Below are 20,357 nucleotides of genomic sequence, written 5' to 3' on the forward strand. Positions count from 1 at the left end.
CAAGGCCGCCTCCCAAAAAGAAGCCTTGAATCTGATTTGCTCTCAAAAGGGAATCCTTAGAGTCCACACCACCTAGCCGTGCGAGGTCTTTTTCTTCTTCGGCTTCGCCTGCTTCGGCTCGGGCACGGGATCCGGGCCGCGCTCGACGGACGACAGGCGCCCCGAGGTAAAGGTGTAGATGCCGGCGCGCGCGCCGCGCGACCAAGTCACGACCGCAACGCGCCCGCCGCCCGGAGCACTGGACAGGTTGACGCTGTCGGGAGCGCCGATGCCGCGCACGACGTCGCATTCAGTGTGGCCGAGTGCAACGCTGCCGCCCGTTGGCTGCGGCGGTGGTGCACCGCCGGCCTGTGCGTTGGCATCGGTGGCGCCCGGCGGCGGTGCCATGCCTGGACAGCTGCCGTCGGCACTGACGAGATCGTCGTTCGTCACCGGCTTGTCCGGCGTCAGTGGCGGCGATTCGATCGAGATGTTGCGGATGAACACCCGCCCGGGACGCGAGAACCATTCCGCATCGCGCGAAAACAAGTCGGATCCGGCGCCCGAACAGCCGGCAAGTCCCGGTGCAAGCACCAGCAACGCCAGCAGCGACTTCCGACTGAATGTTCCGTCCCGCACGATCGACAAAGCTCCTACCCCTTACCTAAGGGCTTGTCCGAACATCACTTTGCGGCATGACCGTGGCCCGCCCCAAGAAACGTCGAATTATCATTAATTAGTAGCTATCGCTATTGGCGCCGCTGCCAGCGTCCCCGCTCGTCGGTCTGCCAATAGGTGACCTCGAAGCCGCGCGCCTTGCAAGCGGTCCAGCTTTCCCTGGCCGAGGCCACCGCGTCGGGGTCGTCGCCGTTGAACACGAGGACCACCCGCTCGTAGCTGTCGCAGTCGGCCGGCAGCGCCGCATTATCGACCAGGAAGCGGACATTGGCCCGATTCGGATTGCTCTCCTCGATCGACAGGATGATCGGCTGGTCCTGCGCGTCGGCAACGCGCGAGGTCGCGTGCGGCAGGAACGAATCGTCACTGTAGGTCCACAGATGCGCGTCGAGCGTCTCGGCACGCTCCTGTGACGTCGATTGCACGACCACGCGCCAGCCGCGCTCGAGCGACTTCTCGAGCAGCGGCGGCAGCACGCTCTCCAGCGTGATGTTCTGCAGGTGGTAGAACAGAACCTCGGTCATGCGCTGGCCGACACTCTATTTCCTGGCTTCATAATAGTCGGAGACCAGCCGCTCGAGCAGCCGGACTCCATAACCCGAACCCCAGCTCTGATTGATCTCGGTCTTCGGCGCGCCCATCGCGGTGCCGGCGATGTCGAGATGCGCCCACGGCGTGCCGTCGACGAAACGCTGCAGGAATTGCGCTGCCGTGATCGAGCCGCCGTTGCGCCCGCCGGTGTTCTTCATGTCGGCAAATTGCGAATCGATCTGCTTGTCGTATTCGGGACCGAGCGGCATGCGCCACACCTTCTCGCCGGTCTCGAGCCCGACCTTGGCCAGCCGCTCGGCGAGCTCGTCGTTGTTAGAGAACATGCCGGCGTGATCGGTGCCGAGCGCGACCATGATCGCGCCGGTCAGCGTGGCCAGATCGACCATGAATTTCGGCTTGAACTTCTTGGCGACATACCAGAGCACGTCGGCGAGCACGAGGCGTCCCTCGGCGTCGGTGTTGATGATTTCGATGGTCTGGCCGGACATCGAGGTGACGATGTCGCCCGGACGCTGCGCATTGCCGTCGGGCATGTTCTCGACAAGGCCGATGGCACCGACCGCATTGACGCGGGCCTTGCGCGCCGCCAGCGCGTGCATCAGCCCGACCACGCAGGCCGCACCGCCCATGTCACCCTTCATATCCTCCATGCCGCCGGCCGACTTGATGGAGATACCGCCGGTGTCGAAGCAGACGCCCTTGCCGACGAACGCGACCGGCGCCTCGCTCTTCTTGCCGCCGTTCCAGCGCATGATCACGGTGCGGCCGGGTCGCGCCGATCCCTGCGCGACGCCGAGCAGCGCGCCCATGCCGAGCTTGGTCATCGCCTTGACGTCGAGCACCTCGACGCTGACGCCGAGCTTGCGAAGCTGGCTGGCGCGGCGTGCGAATTCCTCGGGATACAGCACGTTCGGCGGCTCGTTGACGAGCTCACGCGCCAAATACACACCGTCGACGACGGACGCTTCAGGCGCGTAGGCCTTCCTGGCGGCGGCAACATCGTCGACGGCGATCGAGACGTCGGCCCGCAGGGCGCCGTCCTCGCCGTCCTTCTTCTTGGTCTTGTAGCGGTCGAACTTGTAGGCGCGCAGACGGATGCCGGTGGCGATCGCGGCGGCCTGGCCGGCGGCCATCGCGGCTTCGGGCAGTTCCGCGACCACGGTCATCGAACCGCTGCCGGCATTGAGCTTGCCGGCCGCCACGCCGCCAAACTTGAGAAAATCCTTCTCCTTGAGGTCGGCCGCCTTGCCGGTGCCGATCACGATCAGCCGCTCGACCTTGATTCCCTCCGGCGCCAGGATGTCGAGGACCGCCCCACTCTTGCCCTTGAACTGGTTGGCGGCCGCGGCCCGCTTGACCGTCTCGGCGGCAACTCCCAGCGCCTTCCGGGTGGCGGCTCCCAGCTTCAATTGGTCGTCGCAAAAGACCACCAGAATACCGCGAGCGGACGCGGAGATCGGAACAAAGCCGACCTTGACGGCGTCGGACATAGGAAAATCCTCCAGAACTCAGGGTGTTGCTCGGACCTGAGGCGGTCCTTCCGGCACGCGGGGTGAGCATTGCATGGCGGTCCGAAACCAGCCCGGACCGGGCTTGTCATACACTATGACCTGCCGGCTGCGCCGCTGCCAAGCGCCGGAGTGGCCGGAAGGCCACAAAAGCGATTAATTAACCATAAATTAAGCGTGCCTTGGCCCGGCCATTTTGCTGACGGATCAAAGGGATGGTAGTGAGAGAATGACTAGAGAGTGAGCCGGACGGGTCCGCGGCTCGACCATAGGGGAACCCGGGTTGACGGGGATGGTCGAGAGCCGTGCGTTTGGTTGCGTGCAGGGGGCCTTGGGGGTCGTGCGGTAGCGATGGGGTCGATCGACAAGTACATCTTTAAGACGACGCTGGCGTCGTTTGCGCTTGTCCTGGTCAGCCTCACCGGCGTGATCTGGATTACGCAAGCGCTGCGCGGCATCGATCTGATGACCAGCCAGGGTCAGACCATCCTCACCTTCCTTGGCATCACCGGTCTCGTGATTCCCGCCCTGGTGCTGATCATCGCCCCGATCGCGCTAATGATCGCGATCTCCCATACGCTGAACAAGCTCGCGACCGATTCCGAAATCATCGTCATGAACGCGGCGGGCTTCTCACCGATCCGGCTGTTCCGGCCGTTCTTCCTTGCCACCTGCGTGGTGGCGGCGCTGGTCGCCTTCATCGGCGCCTATCTCGCCCCCGACGGCATGCGTCGAATCAAGCAGTGGGACGCCGAGATCACCGCCGACGTGCTGACCAACATCCTGCAGCCCGGCCGCTTCGCCCAACTCGACCAGAACTTGACGATCCGGATCCGCGAGCGCCTGCCCGGCGGCGTGCTCGGCGGCGTCTTCGTCGACGATCGCCGCGATCCGCAGGAGCGCGTCACCATCATCGCCGACCACGGCACCGTGCAGAAGACCGACCGAGGCTCGTACCTCGTGCTCTATGACGGCAATCTGCAACGGTTCGAGGTTGGCAAGCGTGATCCGGCGCTGGTCGCGTTCGCCCGTTACGCCTTTGACATGTCGAAATTCTCGCAGGGCCGCGACGTCACGCTCGGGATTCGCGAGCGCTATCTCTGGGAGCTGATGTGGCCGGACGAGGAAGACAAGACCTATCAGCAGCTGTCGGGCCAGTTCTTCGCGGAGCTGCATGATCGCTTCATGGCGCCGATCTATCCGTTTGCGTTCGCTGCCCTCACCTTCGCCTTCCTCGGCGCGCCGCGCACCACGCGCCAGAGCCGCAATTTCTCGATCGGCGGCTCGGTATTCGCGGTGTTCGGCCTGCGCATGGTCGGGTTCGCCTGCTCGGTCATGGCGGTGAAGACGCCGCTCGCGGCGCTGGTGCAGTATCTGATGCTGTTCGGCGGCATCGGCATCGGCATCTGGATGATCGTCGGCGGCGTGGTCGTCGAACCGCCGCCGCGGCTGATGGAAGCGATCAACAGGAATAACGAACGCATTGCGCGCCTCTTCCGGAGGCCGGCAACCGCATGAGCATGGTCACAAACACGCTCGGGCGTTATTTCGCCGGCCGCTTCGTGGTCGCGGCGGTGGGCGTGTTCGCTGGCATCTTCGTGCTGCTCGTGCTGGTCGATTACATCGAGATGGTGCGCAAGACGTCGGGCCTCGTCTCGGCCTCCGCGATCACGGTCGCGGAGACTTCGCTATTCCGGGTGCCGCAGCTGCTCGAGAAGCTGATGCCGTTCTGCGTGCTGATCGGCGCCATGACCTGCTACCTCGCTTTGTCGCGTCGGCTGGAGCTCGTCGTGGCCCGCGCCGCCGGCGTCTCGGCCTGGCAATTCATCTCGCCGGCGCTGGCCAGTGCGATCATGCTCGGCATCTTCGCGACCACCGCCTACAATCCGGTATCGGCCAATCTGCGCGAGCTGTCCAAACGGATGGAAGCCGAGCTGTTCGGCTCGGCGCCCGGCGGCGGCATTCAGGACGCGTCCGGCTTCTGGCTGAACCAGATCAACGACGAGGGTCAGGCGATCATCAATGCGGCCCGCAGCGAGCAGCAGGGCGTCCGGCTGACCGGCCTCACCGTGTTCCGATTCGATACGGCGCTCCAGTTCAAGGAGCGAATCGAAGCGCGCGAAGCGGCGCTCGAAGACGGCCGTTGGGTATTCAAGGGCGTGCGCCGATTCACCCTCGATAAGCCTCCGGTGGATCAGGACACCTTCTACCTGACCACCACCCTTACCCCGGCACAGGTGCGCAACAGTTTCTCCACCCCGGAAACTGTGTCCTTTTGGCAACTGCCGAACTACATCCGTTCGTCGGAGAGCTCAGGGTTCGCGACGGCTGGCTATCGCTTGCAGTATCACAAGCTCATCGCACAGCCGTTTTTGCTGGCTGCGATGGTGATGTTGGCGGCTTCTGTGAGCCTCCGCTTCTTTCGGATGGGCGGCGTGCAGAAGATGGTTTTGAGTGGCGTGGGCGCAGGCTTTCTGCTCTACGTGCTGTCGAAAGTAACTGAAGATTTGAGCAAGGCTGAGTTGATGCATCCCATCGCTGCGGCGTGGTTGCCTGTCGTTGTGGGCAGCCTCACCGGTTTCTTAGCCTTGCTGTACCAGGAGGACGGGTAGTGGCTATCGTCGCCGCCCGCCAGTTGAGGTCGCCTGCTCTCGGGCGGCGCAGTGTCCTGCGCCGTCAACGGAGCCGCATGGCCGCGTTTGGCGTTTCGATCTCAGCTCTCCTCGCCGCGTTCGTCGTGGTCAGCGCGCTCGATGTTGTCGCGTCGACGCCGGCTGCCGCGCAGGCCTTCACCTACAATCCGCGTCCGCCGAAGCCGCCCCGCCCGCCGGCCAAGAATGACGGGCAGATGCTCGTTCAGGCGACCGAGGTCGATTACGACTACAACAACCAGCGCATCTCGGCCGTCGGCAACGTCCAGATGTTCTACAACGGCACCAGCGTCGAGGCCGACAAGGTCATCTACGACCAGAAGACCAAGCGTCTTCATGCCGAAGGCAACATCCGCATGACCGATGCGGAAGGCAAGATCACCTACGCCAACATCCTTGATCTCAGCGACGACTACCGCGACGGGTTCGTCGATTCGCTGCGCGTCGACACCGAAGACCAGACCCGCATGGCGGCGACCCGCGCCGATCGGTCCAGCGGCAATTACACGGTGTTCGACAACGGCGTTTATACCGCCTGCGCGCCCTGTAAGGATGATCCGAAGAAGCCGCCGCTCTGGCAGGTCAAGGGCGCGCGCATCATCCATAACCAGACCGAGAAGATGCTCTATTTCGAGAACGCCCAGCTCGAATTCTTCGGCGTTCCGATGGCGTATCTGCCCTATTTCTCGACGCCCGATCCGACCGTGAAGCGCAAGAGCGGCTTCCTGATGCCGGGCTTCACCACGTATTCGGCGTTCGGCGTCGGCGTCGAAATCCCCTATTACTTCGCGCTCGCGCCGGACTTCGACGCGACGTTCAATCCGCGCATCACCTCGAAGCAGGGCGTGCTGTTCCAGGGCGAATTCCGCCAGCGTCTGTCGAACGGCGCCTACCAGATCCGGCTCTACGGCATCGACCAACTCGATCAGGACGCTTTCAAGGGCCAGCCCGGTGACCGCCAGTTCCGCGGCGGCATCGAGACCAAGGGTCAGTTCGCGCTGAACGACAAATGGACCTGGGGCTGGGACGGCGTGCTGCTGTCCGACTACTACTTCATGTCCGATTACCGGCTGGCCCAGTACAAGGATCCGTTCGGATCGTTCCTGTCGCTGCCGACCGAGGCGATCTCGCAGCTCTATCTGACCGGCGTCGGCAACCGCAGCTTCTTCGACGCACGCGCGATCTATTATCTCAGCTACTCCGGCAACCAGAACCAGGTTCCGGTGGTCGCGCCTGTCATCGACTACAACAACGTGATCAACAGCCCGATCTTTGGTGGCGAGTTCAGCTACAAGGTGAACTTCACCAACCTGACCCGCGAAACCGCGGTGTTCGACCCGATCACGACGACGGCCAACACCAACGGCCTGTGCCTGACCACATCCGCGGACCCGATGGCGCGCACGCCGTCGCAGTGCCTGCTGCGCGGCATGCCCGGCACCTACACAAGGCTGACCGCCGAGGCGCAGTGGCGTAAATCCTATACCGACCCGCTCGGCCAGATCTGGACGCCGTTCGTCGGTGTCCGCGCCGATGCCATCAACGCCGACATCTCGAACCAGCCGGGCGTTTCCAACTTCCTGCCGGTCGGCGACACCCAGACGGTCCGCCTGATGCCGACCGTCGGCTTCGAATACCGCTACCCCTTCATCAACGTGCAGCCGTGGGGCACGACGACCATCGAGCCGATTGCGCAGGTCATCATCCGGCCCGACGAACCCAGCGCCGGCAAGCTTCCGAACGAGGACGCGCAGAGCCTGGTGTTCGATACCTCGAACCTGTTCGCGATCGACAAATTCTCCGGCTACGACCGCGTCGAAGGCGGCAGCCGCGCCAATGTCGGCGTGCAGGCCACCACGCAGTTCGATCGCGGCGGCAGCGTCAAGGCGATGTTCGGACAGTCCTATCAGATGTTCGGGCTGAACTCGTTCGCGGTCGCGGACGTCACCAACACCGGCATCGATTCCGGCCTGCAGAATCCGCGCTCGGACTATGTCGCGAGCCTCGCCTACTCGCCCAACCGCACCTACACATTCAGCGTCCGCTCGCGGATGGACGAGGCGACCTGGAACATCAACCGGTTCGAGGCCCAGGCCAGCGCGAACTTCGACCGCTGGTCGGTCAGCCTGATGTACGGCGACTATGCCGCGCAGCCGGAGCTTGGCTATTTGACGCGCCGCGAAGGCATCCTCGCCAGCGGATCGATCAAGGTGGCGGCGAACTGGGTGGTTCAGGGCGCGGCGCGCTGGGACCTTGAAGCGAACAAAATCAACCAGTACGCGTTCGGCGCGGGCTATGTGGACGACTGCTTCGTGCTGGCCGCCAACTATGTCACGTCCTATACCTATCAGGCCGGCTCGACGCCGCCCGTCCTCAGCCACGCGTTCATGTTCCAGATCGGGCTGCGGACGATCGCGCAGACCTCCACGTCCAGCAGTTCGGCTGGCATGCAGTAGCGAGCGGTCTGGCGGGGTGCTTGGATTGCCTGCGGGCCTGTGGCTCCGGCTTGAATTGGTTTAAACGGCTGACATGACGATAATGACGACCGGTAGCCTGCCAACGCGCCGCCATCAGCTAGTGTTGAGTTCCCTGCTGGCTCTTTTCCTCCTGCTCGGAGGCGGTGCGCGACTGCATGCCCAGACCATCGCCGTGATGGTCAATGGCGAGCCCATCACCAATTACGACATCGAGCAGCGCGCCAAGCTGAACGCCCTGACCGGCGGCAAGACGCCTGATCGGAAGACCGTCCTCGACGAGCTGATCGATGAGAAGCTGAAGATCAAGGAAGCCAAGAAATTCGGCGTCGATCCCTCCGCCGGCGATATCGACCAGTCCTTCGGCGGCATGGCGCAGCGGATGCGGCTTTCCGGCGACCAGCTCACCAAGGTGCTCGAGGGCAAGGGCATCCGCCCGGATACGCTAAAGCAACGCATCAGGGCCGACATGGTCTGGACCAGCCTGGTCCGCGGCCGCTTCAAGGAAAGCCTGCAGGTTGGCGAAAAGGACGTGGCCAACGCGGTCAAGGAGGCCGGAGGCGCGGCTGAGGCCGAGGCGTTCGAATACAGGATGCAGCCGGTCGTTCTGATCGTGCCCCGCGGCGCGCCGCAGTCGGAGTTCGAGGGACGCCGCAAGGAGGCGGACAGCCTGCGCGAGCGCGTCACCAGTTGCGAGGAAGCCAACACCTTCTTCAAGTCGATGCGCAACGCCGCGATCCGCGAGATCGTCGTGAAGACCTCGGCCGACCTGCCGCAGTCGCTGCGCGACATCCTGGACAAGACCCCGGTCGGCCACCTCACCCCTCCCGAGGTCACCAAGCAGGGAGTTGAAATGGTCGCCCTCTGCGGCAGGAAGGCAACCACCGTCGACACGCCGAAGAAGCGTGAGATGCGCGACAAGATGTACGTGCAGAAGTACGAGGCGAAGTCGAAGGCCTACCTGCAGGAAGTCCGAAAAGCCGCGATGATCGAATATCCAGGCGGGCGATGATCGACTATCGTTGACGCATGGCTCAACCTCTCGCACTTACATCCGGCGAGCCCGCAGGCATCGGCCCCGACATCACGCTCGCCGCATGGCTGCGCCGCCGCGAACTCGATCTCCCGCCGTTCTATCTGCTGGGCGACCGCGCCGCGCTTGCCGAACGCGCCAAGACGCTCGGGCTTGCCGTCGAGTTGGCCGAGGTCAGCGCCGCGGAGGCATCCACGACGTTCGCACGCGCCCTTCCCGTGGTTGCGACCGGCAAGACGGTGACGGCGCGACCGGGCCAGCCCGACGGCACGAGTGCCGATGCGGCGCTGGCATCGATCCGGCAGGCCGTCGCCGATGTCGCCGCCGGCAAGGCCAGCGCCGTCGTCACCAATCCGATCGCCAAGAACGTGCTGTACCGCGCCGGCTTCCGACATCCCGGCCATACAGAGTTCTTGGCCGAGCTTGCCGCAAACGGCGGGCGCGCGCCGCAGCCGGTGATGATGCTGTGGTCGCCGGCGCTCGCCGTCGTCCCGGTGACGATCCATGTGTCGGTCCGCGAGGCGCTGGCGCAATTGACGACCGACCTGATCGTGTCGACCGCGCGGATCGTGGTCGCGGACATGAAGGCGCGGTTCAGCCTCGCGGCGCCGCGGCTCGCCATTGCCGGCCTCAATCCGCATGCCGGCGAAGACGGCACGCTCGGCATGGAAGACGTCGAGATCGTCGCGCCCGCGGTCGAGATCCTGCGCCGCGACGGCATTGCCGTCCGGGGCCCGCTGCCGGCCGACACCATGTTCCACGCAGCCGCGCGCAAGACCTACGACTGCGCGATCTGCATGTATCACGACCAGGCGCTGATCCCGATCAAGACCGTCGCGTTCGAGGACGCCGTCAACGTCACGCTGGGGCTGCCCTTCATCCGGACCTCGCCCGATCACGGCACCGCATTCGATATCGCCGGCACCGGCAAGGCCAATCCGTCGAGCCTGATCGCCGCCCTCCGGCTCGCCGCGCGCATGGCCGCGGCATCAAGCTAAGTGAGCACGATCGACGATCTGCCGCCGCTGCGCGACGTCATTCGCGAGCATTCGCTGTCGGCGCGCAAATCGCTCGGCCAGAATTTTCTGCTCGATCTCAACCTCACCGCGCGCATTGCCCGCGCCGCGGGCCCGCTGGAAGACTCCACCGTGATCGAGGTCGGCCCCGGTCCCGGCGGCTTGACGCGCGCGCTGCTTGCGCTGGGTGCCAAGCGCGTGATCGCCATCGAGCGCGACGAGCGGGCGCTGGCTGCGCTCGACTATATCGCCAAGCGCTATCCCGGCCGCATCGAGATCGTGCATGGCGACGCGCAGCGCTTTGACCCGCGTCCCTTGCTCGATGGCGCCAAGGCCAAGATCGTCGCCAACCTGCCCTACAACATCGCGACCCAGCTGCTGGTCGACTGGCTGTCGATCGAGCCGTGGCCGCCCTGGTACGACATGATGGTCCTGATGTTCCAGCGCGAGGTCGCCGAGCGCATCGTCGCCCATGAGGACGAGGAGGCGTATGGCCGGCTCGCGGTGCTCGCCAACTGGCGCGCCGAGACCAAGATCCTGTTTGACATATCGCCCGCGGCCTTCGTGCCGCAACCGAAGGTCACGTCCTCGGTGGTACGAGTGATACCGCGCGCCGCGCCCGAGCCGTGCGACCGCCGCATGCTCGAGCAGGTCGCAGCCGCCGCCTTCGGCCAGCGCCGCAAGATGCTGCGCCAGAGTTTGAAATCGCTGTCGGTCGATCCGGCGCGGCTTGCTGCCGCAGCCGATATCGACGCGACACGGCGCGCCGAAACCATTCCGGTCGCGGGCTTTGTTGCCATGGCCCGGGAATTGGCCGATATACGGGCCACAAAATAGAACAACAGGAGAAAACGTAATGGCGCGTATGGTTCGCCAATCCCTCGTCAAATTCGATGCACCGCTGTGCGAAACCATCGTCGATACGCCGAAGCCCCAGGGACGCGAAGTGCTGGTGCGCATCGAGCGCTGCGGCCTGTGCCATTCCGATCTCCACATCCAGGACGGCTACGCCGATCTCGGCGGCGGCAAGAAGCTCGACACCACCCGCGGCATGACCCTGCCCTTCACGCTCGGCCATGAGATCGCGGGCGTGGTCGACGAGGTCGGCCCCGATGCGCCGAAGGATCTGATCGGGACGAAGAAGGCCGTCTTCCCCTGGATCGGCTGCGGCCAGTGCCGCGACTGCCTCGCCGGCGACGAGAACCTCTGCGTCAAGCAGCGCTTCCTCGGCGTCTCGATCGACGGCGGCTTCGCCACCCACGTGCTGGTGCCCGACGCAAAATACCTGCTCGATTACGATCCGCTGCCGGTCAACCAGGCCGCCACCCTGATGTGCTCCGGTGTCACCGCCTATGGCGCGCTGAAGCGCCTGGTCGATCGTCCGCGCCAACGCAATTTGCTGCTGATCGGCCTTGGCGGCGTCGGCATGATGGGCCTGTCATTCGCGCAGGCGATGTTCAAGCAGCCGATCACGGTTGCCGATCTCAGCCCCGCGGCGCGCGAGACCGCGCTGAAAAACGGCGCGGCGGCCGCCTATGACCCGGCAGAGCCCGATGTCGTCAAGCGCATGCTGAAGGATAGCGACGGCGGCTTCGACGGCGTCGTCGACTTTGCCGGCAACGAGAAGTCGATGGCGTTTGCGGTGTCGACGGTCGCGCGCGGCGGCAAGATCGTGGTGTCCGGCCTGATGGGCGGCCAATTCACGCTGCCGATGGTGCAGTGGGTGTACAAGCGCATGACCATCGAAGGCTTCATGGTCGGCACGCTGGCCGAAGGTCAGGAATTGATGGCGCTCGCCCGCGCCGGCAAGATCAAGCCGACGCCGATGAAGGAAGAGCCGATGGCCGACGTCCAGAAATGGATCGACGAGCTGCGCGCCGGCAAGGTCGTCGGACGCATCGTCCTGAAGAACTAGAGCATGATCCGGAAGAGCGTGACGCGGTTTTCCGAAAGATCACGCTGAGACATGACGTCCCGCCGGTGCTGCTACCGTCAGCGGGACGCGGCCGCTCCGATGGAACCTGACGGTCGAACCAAGCCATCGTTCGGTTCACGTTCCGCAGCCTCGGGCTCGCCGCAATTGCGGCACGCCGCGAGCCCCAATTAAGCCCCACCCGTTCCGGATTTGCGGCGCATTGCGACCCAACTCTTTGCCGAGATTGGGATCTCCAGCGTTTGCGTTAAAAAAGAGATACCGGGGACGCGTATGTCAAATCGTTCAGCGAAATTCGCTGCGGCGCTTGCCGCCAGCATCCTGGCCGGCGCCAGTTGCAGCGCCATGGCCCAGACCGCCGCCAATACGGCCAATAGCACCAACAACACGGCGGACACCTGCCTGGCCGCGCCCAAGGGAACCGCGCCTGCGGGAAGCCACTGGTTCTACCATCTCGATCGCAGCAAGAAGAAGTGCTGGTATCTCGGCGAGGCCAAGAACGAGGCCAAGAACAAGGCCGCCAAGACGGCGACGACGAGCACGCAGCAGCCGCCAGCGGCAGCAGCGCCCGATACCACAACGGCCGACGCGACGCCGCCACAGAGCCAGCCGACGCCGCAGAGCCAGCCCGCGCCGCAGCAGCCGGCGATGCGCAGATCAGTCGCCGATGCCCATGCCGAATGGCCCTCGCCCCAGGTCGCAGCCGTACCTGCGCCAAGCGCCGACGCCGGCCAGGCCGGCGGAACGGCAGCGACGCCCGACCCGGCAGCCCCGCCCACCGGTACCAACGCGCAGCCGTCCGACGTGAACGCCAGATGGCTGGATGCATCGAGCATGGCCGGAACCAACGGAACCAGACGCGCCGCAGACCAGCCGACCGCGGTTGCGCAGGCAGACACGACGCCGCAACCGGCGGCCGCGCCGGCGCCTGCCGCCCCCGCCACGGCCGAAGCGTCCGTGGAGAAGTCACCGTCGTCGACGCAGATGCTGCTGATCGTGATGGTTGGAGCCCTGGCGCTGGCCGGCCTGGTCAGCACGCTGGTTTTCCGGCTGACCCGCACGCGTACGCCGCCTTACGAGACCGAGGATGAGTGGCAGGCGCCGTGGGATTCGCTGCACACCGAGCCGGCGCCCCCGATGGCAGTTGTCAGCCGGGATCGTCCGCTGCGGCTGTCCGAGGCTGCGCCGCGCCGCGCCGAGACGCCCGTTCCGCGCCGTGCGGAGACGCCCGCTCCACGTCGCGCGGAGACGCCCGCTCCACGCCGCGCCGAGAAGCCTGCTCCACGTCGCGAGACTGCGCGTGATCGGGATCAAAGGGAGCAGGACAACAAGCAGATCGCCGCGATGCTGCAGCGGCTTGCGCGCAGCGCGACGAACTAAGGTCCGCTTAGGAAAAAATGCAAACGGACGTGATGCGCTCGCATCACGTCCGCAACGCGCTACTTCTCGAGCTGACGCTGCAGGCCGCGCACGAATTCGGTAAGGCCGGTGCGGCGCTCGCGCTTGAGGCGCTCGGCCTTCAGGATCGACTGCACCTCGGCAAAGGCATCGTCGACGTTGTGGTTGACGACGATGTAGTCGTATTCCGCCCAATGGCTCAGCTCATGACTGGCGCGGCTCATCCGTCCGCGGATGACCTCTTCCGAATCCTGCGCCCGGGTATGCAGCCGCCTCTCGAGATCGGCGGCCGACGGCGGCAGGATGAACACCCGCACCACATCGGCGCTGGCTTTCTGGTGGAGCTGTTGCGTGCCCTGCCAGTCGATATCGAACAGAACATCCTGCCCCACCGCTAGGGCGGCCTCGACCGGCGCACTTGGCGTGCCGTAGCGGTTGTCGAATACGGTGGCCCATTCGAGCAGTTCACCGTGCTCGACCATCTTCTCGAATTTCTTCTTGTCGACGAAGAAGTAATCGCGGCCCTCGACCTCGCCCGGCCGCATCGGCCGCGTCGTCGCCGACACCGACATCTTCAGGCCCGGCTCGCGCTCCAGCAGCATGCGCGACAGCGTCGTCTTGCCGGCGCCCGACGGCGACGACAGCACGAACATCAGTCCGCGCCGCTCTACGCCGTCAAAACCCTGCGCCGTCATCATTCACTCCAGATTCTGGACCTGTTCGCGGAACTGCTCGACCACGTTCTTCATTTCAAGCCCGGTGTTGGTCAGCTCGACGTCGTTCGACTTCGAGCAGCAGGTGTTTACCTCGCGATTGAATTCCTGGGCGAGGAAGTCGAGCCGGCGCCCGACCGGACCGCCCTTGCCGATCATCTCGCGCGCCTGGGCGATGTGCGAGGCGATGCGGTCGAGTTCCTCGCGGATGTCGGCCTTGGTGGCGATCAGGATCGCCTCCTGGTTCAGGCGGTCGGCATCGAAGCGGTCGGACGTCTCGAGCAGGGCCGCGATCTGCTCGGCCAGCCGCGCCTTGATCGCCTCGGGCTTGCGGCCGGGAGCGGTCTCGGCGCGCCTGGCGAGCCGCTCGACCTCGTCCATCCGCTGCATCAGGATCTGCCCCAGCGCATCGCCCTCGCGGCGGCGCATCTCGACAAGGCTGCCGAGCGCCTGCTCGAAGGCCATCGCCGCCGCCTCGCGCGCCGCCTTGTCCTCGTCCTCGTTGCTCTCGGGCTCGACCACCTCAATGACGCCCTTGATGCCGAGCAGTCCGTCGATGCTCGGCGCCACCGCGTCGATCCGCTGCGCGAGCGTGCCGGCGACCTTCACCACGGCGGCGAGCACGTCCTCATTGATCCGGATCGTCTGCGCCGCGTCGGTGCGCTTGACGCTGAGATTGGCGTAGACCGTGCCGCGCGACAGCAGCGCGCCGGCCCGCTTCTTGGCAAGCGCTTCCAGTTCGTCCCAGCCCGGCGGAAGCCGCAACCGCAGGTCAAAGCCCTTGGCATTGACCGATTTCAGCTCCCACTCGAACGTATAGGGACCGCTTGCGCCATGGCTTCGGGCAAAGCCAGTCATGCTCGACAGCGCCATCGCGTGAACTCTCCAACAGAAGGATATGGGACTCACCCGGAGCCTGCGAGACTCGTGGGGAGCCGGTGCGACCTTAAAACGGATTCCGTGAAAGTGGAATTACGTTCCACCACCGGAAAATGCAGAGCTACAGCATGATCCGGAAAAGTGTATGGCGGTTTTCCGAAAGATCATGCTCAAACAAGAAGCTAAAGCGCGATGACGATCGCGCTTTAGCGCTGCACCACCGGCGGCGAATTGGTCTGTTGGGCTGCGCCCTGCCGACCGCGCGGCGGCTTCTTTTGATTGGTGGGCTTCGGCGTCGTCGCCGTGGGATTGGTGTCGGCGCCGGGCGTCGCGGCGGCGGGCGCCGGATCATCCGCGGGCTCGACGGTGTCGTTCTGGATCTGCTTTTCCGACGCGCGCAGCTTGGCGACGTTCTTCGCGTGCTGGTCGTAGGTTTCGGTGAAGGCGTGGCCGCCTGTTCCGTCAGCGACGAAGAACAGGTCGCGGGTGCGCGCCGGATTGGCGGTCGCCTCCAGCGAGGCGCGGCCGGGATTGGCGATCGGTCCGGGCGGCAGGCCGTCGATCACATAGGTGTTGTAGGGCGACGGCTGCGTGATTTCGCTGCGCTTGATCGGACGGCCCAGCGTTCCCTTGCCGCCCACTAGTCCATAGATGATGGTCGGATCGGACTGCAGCTTCATCCGCTGGCGCAGGCGGTTCACGAACACGGCGGCGACGCGGCTGCGCTCGTCGGCGCGGCCGGTTTCCTTCTCGACGATCGAGGCCAGCGTGACCAGCTGGTCCGGCGATTTCAGCGGCGTGTCGGTGTTGCGGCGTTCCCAGATTTCGGCGAGCACGCGCTTCTGCGCCTGCTGCAGGCGCTGGATCACCTGGTCGCGCGTGGTGCCGCGCGGGAATTTGTAGGTCTCCGGCAGCAGCGTGCCCTCGCGCGGGATCTCGCGCACCGAGCCGGTGAAGATGTCGTTGTCGGAGAGCCGCGTCACGATCTGCTCGGAAGTCAGGCCTTCCGGTATCGTGATGGCGTGCTGCACCACCTTGCCGTCGACGATGGTGGCGATGACGTCGCGCAGGCTGGCGTTCTTCTGGAACGAATATTCGCCTGGCTTGAGATCGGAGCTTGCCTTCAGCGCGAACACGCCACCGATGAAGACCCACGGATTGACGTTGATCACGCCCTCACGCGAGAGCACGTCGGCAATGTCACGCTTGCCGGCGCGCGCCGGGATGTTGACGATCTTGTCTTCCTGCAGCGGTCCCGGCGATTCCAGCGCCTGCTTGCCGTAGTAATACGTCGCGCCGGCGCCGATCATCAGGATGATCAGGATGGTGAAGATGGCATTGCCGACGATCACGAAGGGATTGCGGGCGCGATCCGAGCGCTTGGGCGGCGGCGGAAGCTGTTCGGGCTCCAGCGCGGCGCGTGGACTCCTCGGTGAAATGGGCGGCCTCTCACTCATCGATGCAAACCAATATCCTGCCGGTTGAATCGTGGCCGGGCAAACCCCTGCCCTGCCAATAGCATACGCCCGCTATTAGGAGTCACCGCGGAATACGGCAAAACGGTGGACTAGTTCTAACGACCTACTAATTGGTCACGCGCTGCACGATCACGGAAGCGTTGGTGCCACCGAAACCGAAGGAATTGGACAGCGCCACATTGACGTCACGCTTGCGCGACGTATGCGGCACAAGATCGATCGCCGTTTGCACCGACGGATTGTCGAGATTGATGGTCGGCGGCACCACGTTATCGCGAATCGCCAGGATCGCGAAGATCGCCTCGATCGCACCGGCCGCACCGAGCAGATGTCCGGTCGCGGACTTGGTCGACGACATCGAAACCTTCGAGGCCGCATTGCCGAGCAGACGCTCGACCGCGCCGAGCTCGATCTCGTCGCCGACCTGCGTCGAGGTGCCGTGCGCATTGATGTAGTCGAGGTCGGATGCCGCGAGGGCGGCGCGCTTCAGCGCCATGGTCATGCTGCGGAAGCCGCCATTGCCGTCCGGCGGCGGCGAGGTGATGTGGAAGGCATCGCCCGACAGGCCATAGCCGGTCACCTCGGCATAGATCTTCGCGCCGCGGCGCTTCGCGTGCTCGTATTCCTCGAGCACGAGGACGCCGGCGCCCTCGCCCATCACGAAGCCGTCGCGATCCTTGTCGTACGGCCGCGATGCCTTTTCCGGGGTCTCGTTGAAGCCGGTGGACAGCGCACGCGCCGCGCAGAAGCCGGCGATGCCGATGCGCGAGATCGGCGATTCGGCGCCGCCGGCGACCATCACCTCGGCGTCGCCGAGCGCGATCAGCCGCGCCGCGTCGCCGACCGCATGCGCGCCGGTCGAGCACGCCGTGACCACCGCATGATTGGGCCCCTTCAGGCCGTGCTCGATCGAGACATAGCCGGAGGCCAGATTGATCAGGCGGCCCGGAATGAAGAACGGAGAGACCCTGCGCGGTCCGCGCTCCTTCAGCAGCACCGCAGTCTCGGCAATGCCGGTGAGGCCGCCGATGCCGGAGCCGATCATCGTGCCGGTGGCGAACTGGTCCTCGTCCGACTTCGGATGCCAGTCGGCATCGTCCAGCGCCTGCTTGGCCGCGCACATCGCATAGACGATGAAGTCGTCGACCTTGCGCTGGTCTTTCGGCTCCATCCACTGATCGGGATTGAAGGTGCCGCCAGTGCCGTCGCCACGCGGAATGTAGCAGGCGACCTGGCTCGGCAGGTCGGACACGTCGAACGTGTCGATCTTCTTGCCGCCGCTGTCTCCGGCGAGGATGCGCGCCCAAGTTGCGTCAACGCCGCAGCCGAGCGGTGTAAGCATGCCCAGCCCCGTGACGACAACTCGTCTCATTTCCACCTCTCCGGCCAGCAATGCGCGGCTGATAATAAGAAGCCGGGGGACCGCTCGATCACGGTCCGTCCGGCCCCGTCAACTTCGCGATCGGCGTCAGCTCTTCGCGTTCTTCTCGAGAAACTTGGTCGCGTCGCCAACGGTCAGAATCGTCTCCGCCGCGTCGTCGGGAATCTCGCAACCGAATTCTTCTTCGAATGCCATCACGAGCTCGACGGTGTCGAGGCTGTCGGCGCCGAGGTCATCGATGAAGCTCGCGCTATCGACCACCTTCTCGGGTTCGACACCAAGGTGCTCGACCACAATCTTCTTAACCCGCTCGCCAATCTCACTCATCGTTCAACCTCGTTGTTCCATTGGACCCGACCCCAAGACGATACGAGCCATCGTGGTCGTCTCGATTACTCAGTCGCGCATAGTCTTGATTCGGCCCGGTCGTAGCCGATTAAAGCCCCGGCGAACGGCAGGCGTCGCCACGCCAATATACAGGGTTTCAAAATCCTGCAATGGCGTTCTTCGCCCATCCACGGGGGCTTCAGCTACCATACTTCCAAAGCCTTGACTACACGCCTGAACCGGCTCCCGAAAACGGCTTTTCGCCGCATTGCGAGAGGCGGCCAGTAGCTCAAATCATAGCCATCCCGCCGTTGACGTGGATCGTCTGTCCGGTGACGTAGGCGGCCTCGTTCGAGGCCAGATAGACCGCCGCGGCGGCGATGTCCTCGGGCGTTCCGAGCCGCGCCGCAGGAACCTTCGCCAGGATGGATTCGCGCTGCTTGTCGTTGAGCGCATCGGTCATCGGCGTCTTGATGAAACCCGGCGCGATGCAATTGGCGGTCACGCCGCGCTTGGCGTATTCGGCGCCCAGCGTCTTGATCAGGCCGATGATGCCGGCCTTCGACGCGGTGTAGTTGCCCTGCCCCGGATTGCCGGTGACGCCGACGATCGAGGTGATCGCGATGATGCGGCCGAAGCGCTTGCGCATCATCAGCTTGGTCGCCGCGCGCGCCAGGCGGAACGTCGCGGTCAGGTTGACAGCGATCACGTCGTCCCAATCCTCGTCGCGCAGCTGCACGAACAGGTTGTCGCGGGTGATGCCGGCGTTGGCGATCAGGATGTCGACCTGCCCCATCGCAGCTTCCGCTGCCGGCACCAGCGCCTCGACATCATCCTTGCTGGAGAGATTGCACGGCAGGACATGCACGCGCTCGCCGAGCTTGGCCGCAAAGCCGTCCAGCACCTCGCGCCGCGTCCCCGAGATCGCTACCGTCGCGCCCTGCGCATGCAGCGCCTGCGCGATCGCGCCGCCGATGCCGCCGGTTGCGCCCGTGACGAGCGCCGTCTTGCCAGTCAGATCAAACATCGAATTCTCCTTCCGGCTGCTTCAAGCCGAAGCCGCGAGCGCGTCCTTGGCCACAGCGATATCGTTCGGACCGCCGACGGACACGCCGACCGCGCCGTCGGCAATGCGCTTGACGAGGCCGCTCAGCACCTTGCCGGCGCCGATCTCGAAGAACCGCGTCACGCCCTGCCCTGCCATATAGGCAACCGACTCGCGCCAGCGCACGGTGCCCGTGACCTGCTCGATCAGGCGGCGGCGGATCTCGTCGGGATCGGTGATGGCGGAGGCCAGCACGTTGGAGACCAGCGGCGCCGCGGGCGCCTTGATGGTCACCCCCGACAGCGCCTCTGCCATCGCATCGGCCGCCGGCTGCATCAGCTTGCAATGGAACGGCGCCGACACCGGCAGCAGCATGGCGCGCTTGGCGCCCTTGGTCTTGGCAATTTCGACCGCGCGATCGACGGCGGCCTTGTCGCCGGAGACCACCACCTGGCCGCCGCCATTGTCGTTGGCGGCGTGGCAGACTTGTCCCTGCGCCGCCTCGTTGGCGACCGCCACGGCGGTTTCGTAGTCGAGACCGAGCAGTGCGGCCATCGCACCGACGCCGACCGGCACCGCCTTCTGCATCGCGAGCCCGCGGGTGCGGAGCAGCCGCGCGGTGTCGCTGACGGAGAGGCTCCCGGCGGCGGCCAGCGCCGAATACTCGCCGAGCGAGTGTCCGGCAACAAAGGCCGCATTGCGGCCGACCGAAAAGCCGGCCTCGCTCTCGAGCACGCGCAATGTGGCGATCGACACCGCCATCAGGGCGGGCTGGGCATTTTCGGTGAGCTGCAATGTCTCGCCGGGACCATCCCAGATGATCGCGGTCAGCTTCTCGCCCAGCGCGGAATCGACCTCGTCGAACACCGCCCTGGCCGCCGGAAAGGCGTCGGCCAGGGCCTTGCCCATGCCAACCGCCTGCGAGCCCTGCCCGGGAAACGTAAATGCTGCCGTCATCGGCGATCCCTACCTTGTTGAGCGTGATCTCCGCGCAGGCGCTTTACGCCTGCCGCAGGGGAAAACGGTATCCGCGTCGCGCAAAACGCGCCACAGCGGGTCCGGGCCAATCCCTTGCAACCAAGCCTTGGCAATCAGGCCTTGGCAACCAAGCCTTGGCAGCCCAGCCTTGGCAGCCCAGCCTTGCAACCGGCCCCGGACCGGGCCGTAAGACACTGACGGAGGCGGTGCTGTCAAGCCGCGCCAGAGGAACCCTGGGGATGCCGGTCCCGGCTCCGGGCTAGTGTCCCGAATCCGAAGTTCGCATCATTTGCCGCACCTTCGGAGCGAACTTCGGATTCGATAAGGACACTAG

General features: G+C 65.1%; 18 protein-coding genes. 8 read left to right on the forward strand and 10 right to left on the reverse strand.

The genetic code is table 11. From position 1 onward, the window contains the following. Window positions 1–72: 72 nt before the first annotated feature. The 3 genes from Q2M23_RS40930 to Q2M23_RS40940 all read right to left on the reverse strand — a co-directional run bounded on the left by Q2M23_RS40930 (window position 73) and on the right by Q2M23_RS40940 (window position 2,699). On the reverse strand, window positions 73–627 hold the full coding sequence (locus Q2M23_RS40930; protein ID WP_083715152.1) for a hypothetical protein: 555 nt from the start codon (window positions 625–627) through the stop codon (window positions 73–75). A 101-nt stretch (window positions 628–728) separates the two neighbouring features. Continuing rightward, complete coding sequence (locus Q2M23_RS40935; protein ID WP_057019887.1) at window positions 729–1,181, reverse strand: DNA polymerase III subunit chi; 453 nt, start codon at window positions 1,179–1,181, stop codon at window positions 729–731. A 15-nt stretch (window positions 1,182–1,196) separates the two neighbouring features. Further along, window positions 1,197–2,699, reverse strand: a complete 1,503-nt coding sequence (locus tag Q2M23_RS40940; protein ID WP_310884763.1) for a leucyl aminopeptidase — start codon at window positions 2,697–2,699, stop codon at window positions 1,197–1,199. A 369-nt stretch (window positions 2,700–3,068) separates the two neighbouring features. On the opposite strand from Q2M23_RS40940, the gene lptF reads away from it, so the two are divergent. The 8 genes from lptF to Q2M23_RS40980 all read left to right on the forward strand — a co-directional run bounded on the left by lptF (window position 3,069) and on the right by Q2M23_RS40980 (window position 13,204). Next, on the forward strand, window positions 3,069–4,235 hold the full coding sequence (gene lptF, locus Q2M23_RS40945) for an LPS export ABC transporter permease LptF (RefSeq protein WP_016847429.1): 1,167 nt from the start codon (window positions 3,069–3,071) through the stop codon (window positions 4,233–4,235). Beyond that, the gene (gene lptG / locus Q2M23_RS40950; RefSeq protein ID WP_028335173.1) at window positions 4,232–5,329 is read left to right on the forward strand and encodes an LPS export ABC transporter permease LptG; all 1,098 of its coding nucleotides are present in this window, start codon (window positions 4,232–4,234) and stop codon (window positions 5,327–5,329) included. The genes lptF and lptG overlap by 4 nt, the downstream gene beginning before the upstream one ends. Window positions 5,330–5,406: 77 nt before the next feature. Continuing rightward, window positions 5,407–7,824, forward strand: a complete 2,418-nt coding sequence (locus tag Q2M23_RS40955) for an LPS-assembly protein LptD (RefSeq protein WP_225159076.1) — start codon at window positions 5,407–5,409, stop codon at window positions 7,822–7,824. Between the two features lie 82 nt (window positions 7,825–7,906). Continuing rightward, window positions 7,907–8,854 (forward strand): SurA N-terminal domain-containing protein, encoded by a 948-nt coding sequence (locus Q2M23_RS40960; protein ID WP_143271139.1) that lies wholly within the window; start codon window positions 7,907–7,909, stop codon window positions 8,852–8,854. Between the two features lie 17 nt (window positions 8,855–8,871). Then, on the forward strand, window positions 8,872–9,873 hold the full coding sequence (gene pdxA, locus Q2M23_RS40965; RefSeq protein WP_076831975.1) for a 4-hydroxythreonine-4-phosphate dehydrogenase PdxA: 1,002 nt from the start codon (window positions 8,872–8,874) through the stop codon (window positions 9,871–9,873). Then, window positions 9,874–10,728 carry a 16S rRNA (adenine(1518)-N(6)/adenine(1519)-N(6))-dimethyltransferase RsmA gene (rsmA, locus tag Q2M23_RS40970; RefSeq protein WP_316399108.1) on the forward strand — a complete coding sequence of 285 codons (855 nt, stop codon included), beginning with the start codon at window positions 9,874–9,876 and terminating at the stop codon, window positions 10,726–10,728. It begins immediately after the preceding gene. A gap of 19 nt (window positions 10,729–10,747) precedes the next feature. Further along, window positions 10,748–11,806: an alcohol dehydrogenase gene (locus Q2M23_RS40975; protein WP_316399109.1), complete on the forward strand. Its 1,059-nt coding sequence runs from the start codon at window positions 10,748–10,750 to the stop codon at window positions 11,804–11,806. Between the two features lie 291 nt (window positions 11,807–12,097). Then, window positions 12,098–13,204 carry a hypothetical protein gene (locus tag Q2M23_RS40980; RefSeq protein WP_316399110.1) on the forward strand — a complete coding sequence of 369 codons (1,107 nt, stop codon included), beginning with the start codon at window positions 12,098–12,100 and terminating at the stop codon, window positions 13,202–13,204. A 59-nt stretch (window positions 13,205–13,263) separates the two neighbouring features. Here the strand turns inward: Q2M23_RS40980 and gmk are convergent, their stop codons facing one another. The 7 genes from gmk to fabD form a co-directional block, all read right to left on the reverse strand. Further along, the gene (gene gmk / locus Q2M23_RS40985) at window positions 13,264–13,917 is read right to left on the reverse strand and encodes a guanylate kinase (protein WP_057020053.1); all 654 of its coding nucleotides are present in this window, start codon (window positions 13,915–13,917) and stop codon (window positions 13,264–13,266) included. 3 nt (window positions 13,918–13,920) lie between these two features. Beyond that, window positions 13,921–14,808, reverse strand: coding sequence for a YicC/YloC family endoribonuclease (locus Q2M23_RS40990; RefSeq protein WP_316399111.1), 888 nt, complete (start codon window positions 14,806–14,808; stop codon window positions 13,921–13,923). Between the two features lie 212 nt (window positions 14,809–15,020). Beyond that, window positions 15,021–16,271 (reverse strand): endolytic transglycosylase MltG, encoded by a 1,251-nt coding sequence (gene mltG, locus Q2M23_RS40995; protein WP_076831963.1) that lies wholly within the window; start codon window positions 16,269–16,271, stop codon window positions 15,021–15,023. A 127-nt stretch (window positions 16,272–16,398) separates the two neighbouring features. Beyond that, on the reverse strand, window positions 16,399–17,664 hold the full coding sequence (gene fabF / locus Q2M23_RS41000; RefSeq protein ID WP_316399112.1) for a beta-ketoacyl-ACP synthase II: 1,266 nt from the start codon (window positions 17,662–17,664) through the stop codon (window positions 16,399–16,401). Window positions 17,665–17,760: 96 nt separating this feature from the next. Next, window positions 17,761–18,000, reverse strand: a complete 240-nt coding sequence (locus Q2M23_RS41005) for an acyl carrier protein (protein ID WP_002716125.1) — start codon at window positions 17,998–18,000, stop codon at window positions 17,761–17,763. 289 nt (window positions 18,001–18,289) lie between these two features. Beyond that, a complete protein-coding gene (fabG, locus tag Q2M23_RS41010; RefSeq protein WP_076831958.1) occupies window positions 18,290–19,027 on the reverse strand; it encodes a 3-oxoacyl-[acyl-carrier-protein] reductase in 738 nt (245 codons plus the stop codon). Window positions 19,028–19,048: 21 nt separating this feature from the next. After that, entirely contained in the window at window positions 19,049–20,002 is a 954-nt protein-coding gene (fabD, locus tag Q2M23_RS41015) for an ACP S-malonyltransferase (RefSeq protein ID WP_076831955.1), read from the reverse strand. Window positions 20,003–20,357 lie beyond the last annotated feature (355 nt).

The sequence above is a fragment of the Bradyrhizobium sp. 33ap4 genome (genome assembly GCF_032654765.1).
Classification (GTDB): domain Bacteria; phylum Pseudomonadota; class Alphaproteobacteria; order Rhizobiales; family Xanthobacteraceae; genus Bradyrhizobium; species Bradyrhizobium australafricanum.

Excerpts from the sequence above, each read along its gene's own strand:
- pdxA (WP_076831975.1), top strand. The coding sequence starts at position 8,872 with ATGGCTCAACCTCTCGCACTTACATCCGGCGAGCCCGCAGGCATCGGC.
- Q2M23_RS40975 (WP_316399109.1), top strand. The coding sequence starts at position 10,748 with ATGGCGCGTATGGTTCGCCAATCCCTCGTCAAATTCGATGCACCGCTG.
- fabF (WP_316399112.1), bottom strand. The coding sequence starts at position 17,664 with ATGAGACGAGTTGTCGTCACGGGGCTGGGCATGCTTACACCGCTCGGC.
- Q2M23_RS41005 (WP_002716125.1), bottom strand. The coding sequence starts at position 18,000 with ATGAGTGAGATTGGCGAGCGGGTTAAGAAGATTGTGGTCGAGCACCTT.
- fabD (WP_076831955.1), bottom strand. The coding sequence starts at position 20,002 with ATGACGGCAGCATTTACGTTTCCCGGGCAGGGCTCGCAGGCGGTTGGC.
- Q2M23_RS40980 (WP_316399110.1), top strand. The coding sequence starts at position 12,098 with ATGTCAAATCGTTCAGCGAAATTCGCTGCGGCGCTTGCCGCCAGCATC.
- fabG (WP_076831958.1), bottom strand. The coding sequence starts at position 19,027 with ATGTTTGATCTGACTGGCAAGACGGCGCTCGTCACGGGCGCAACCGGC.
- Q2M23_RS40935 (WP_057019887.1), bottom strand. The coding sequence starts at position 1,181 with ATGACCGAGGTTCTGTTCTACCACCTGCAGAACATCACGCTGGAGAGC.
- lptG (WP_028335173.1), top strand. The coding sequence starts at position 4,232 with ATGAGCATGGTCACAAACACGCTCGGGCGTTATTTCGCCGGCCGCTTC.
- lptF (WP_016847429.1), top strand. The coding sequence starts at position 3,069 with ATGGGGTCGATCGACAAGTACATCTTTAAGACGACGCTGGCGTCGTTT.
- gmk (WP_057020053.1), bottom strand. The coding sequence starts at position 13,917 with ATGACGGCGCAGGGTTTTGACGGCGTAGAGCGGCGCGGACTGATGTTC.
- Q2M23_RS40955 (WP_225159076.1), top strand. The coding sequence starts at position 5,407 with ATGGCCGCGTTTGGCGTTTCGATCTCAGCTCTCCTCGCCGCGTTCGTC.
- Q2M23_RS40990 (WP_316399111.1), bottom strand. The coding sequence starts at position 14,808 with ATGGCGCTGTCGAGCATGACTGGCTTTGCCCGAAGCCATGGCGCAAGC.
- Q2M23_RS40940 (WP_310884763.1), bottom strand. The coding sequence starts at position 2,699 with ATGTCCGACGCCGTCAAGGTCGGCTTTGTTCCGATCTCCGCGTCCGCT.
- Q2M23_RS40960 (WP_143271139.1), top strand. The coding sequence starts at position 7,907 with ATGACGACCGGTAGCCTGCCAACGCGCCGCCATCAGCTAGTGTTGAGT.
- mltG (WP_076831963.1), bottom strand. The coding sequence starts at position 16,271 with ATGAGTGAGAGGCCGCCCATTTCACCGAGGAGTCCACGCGCCGCGCTG.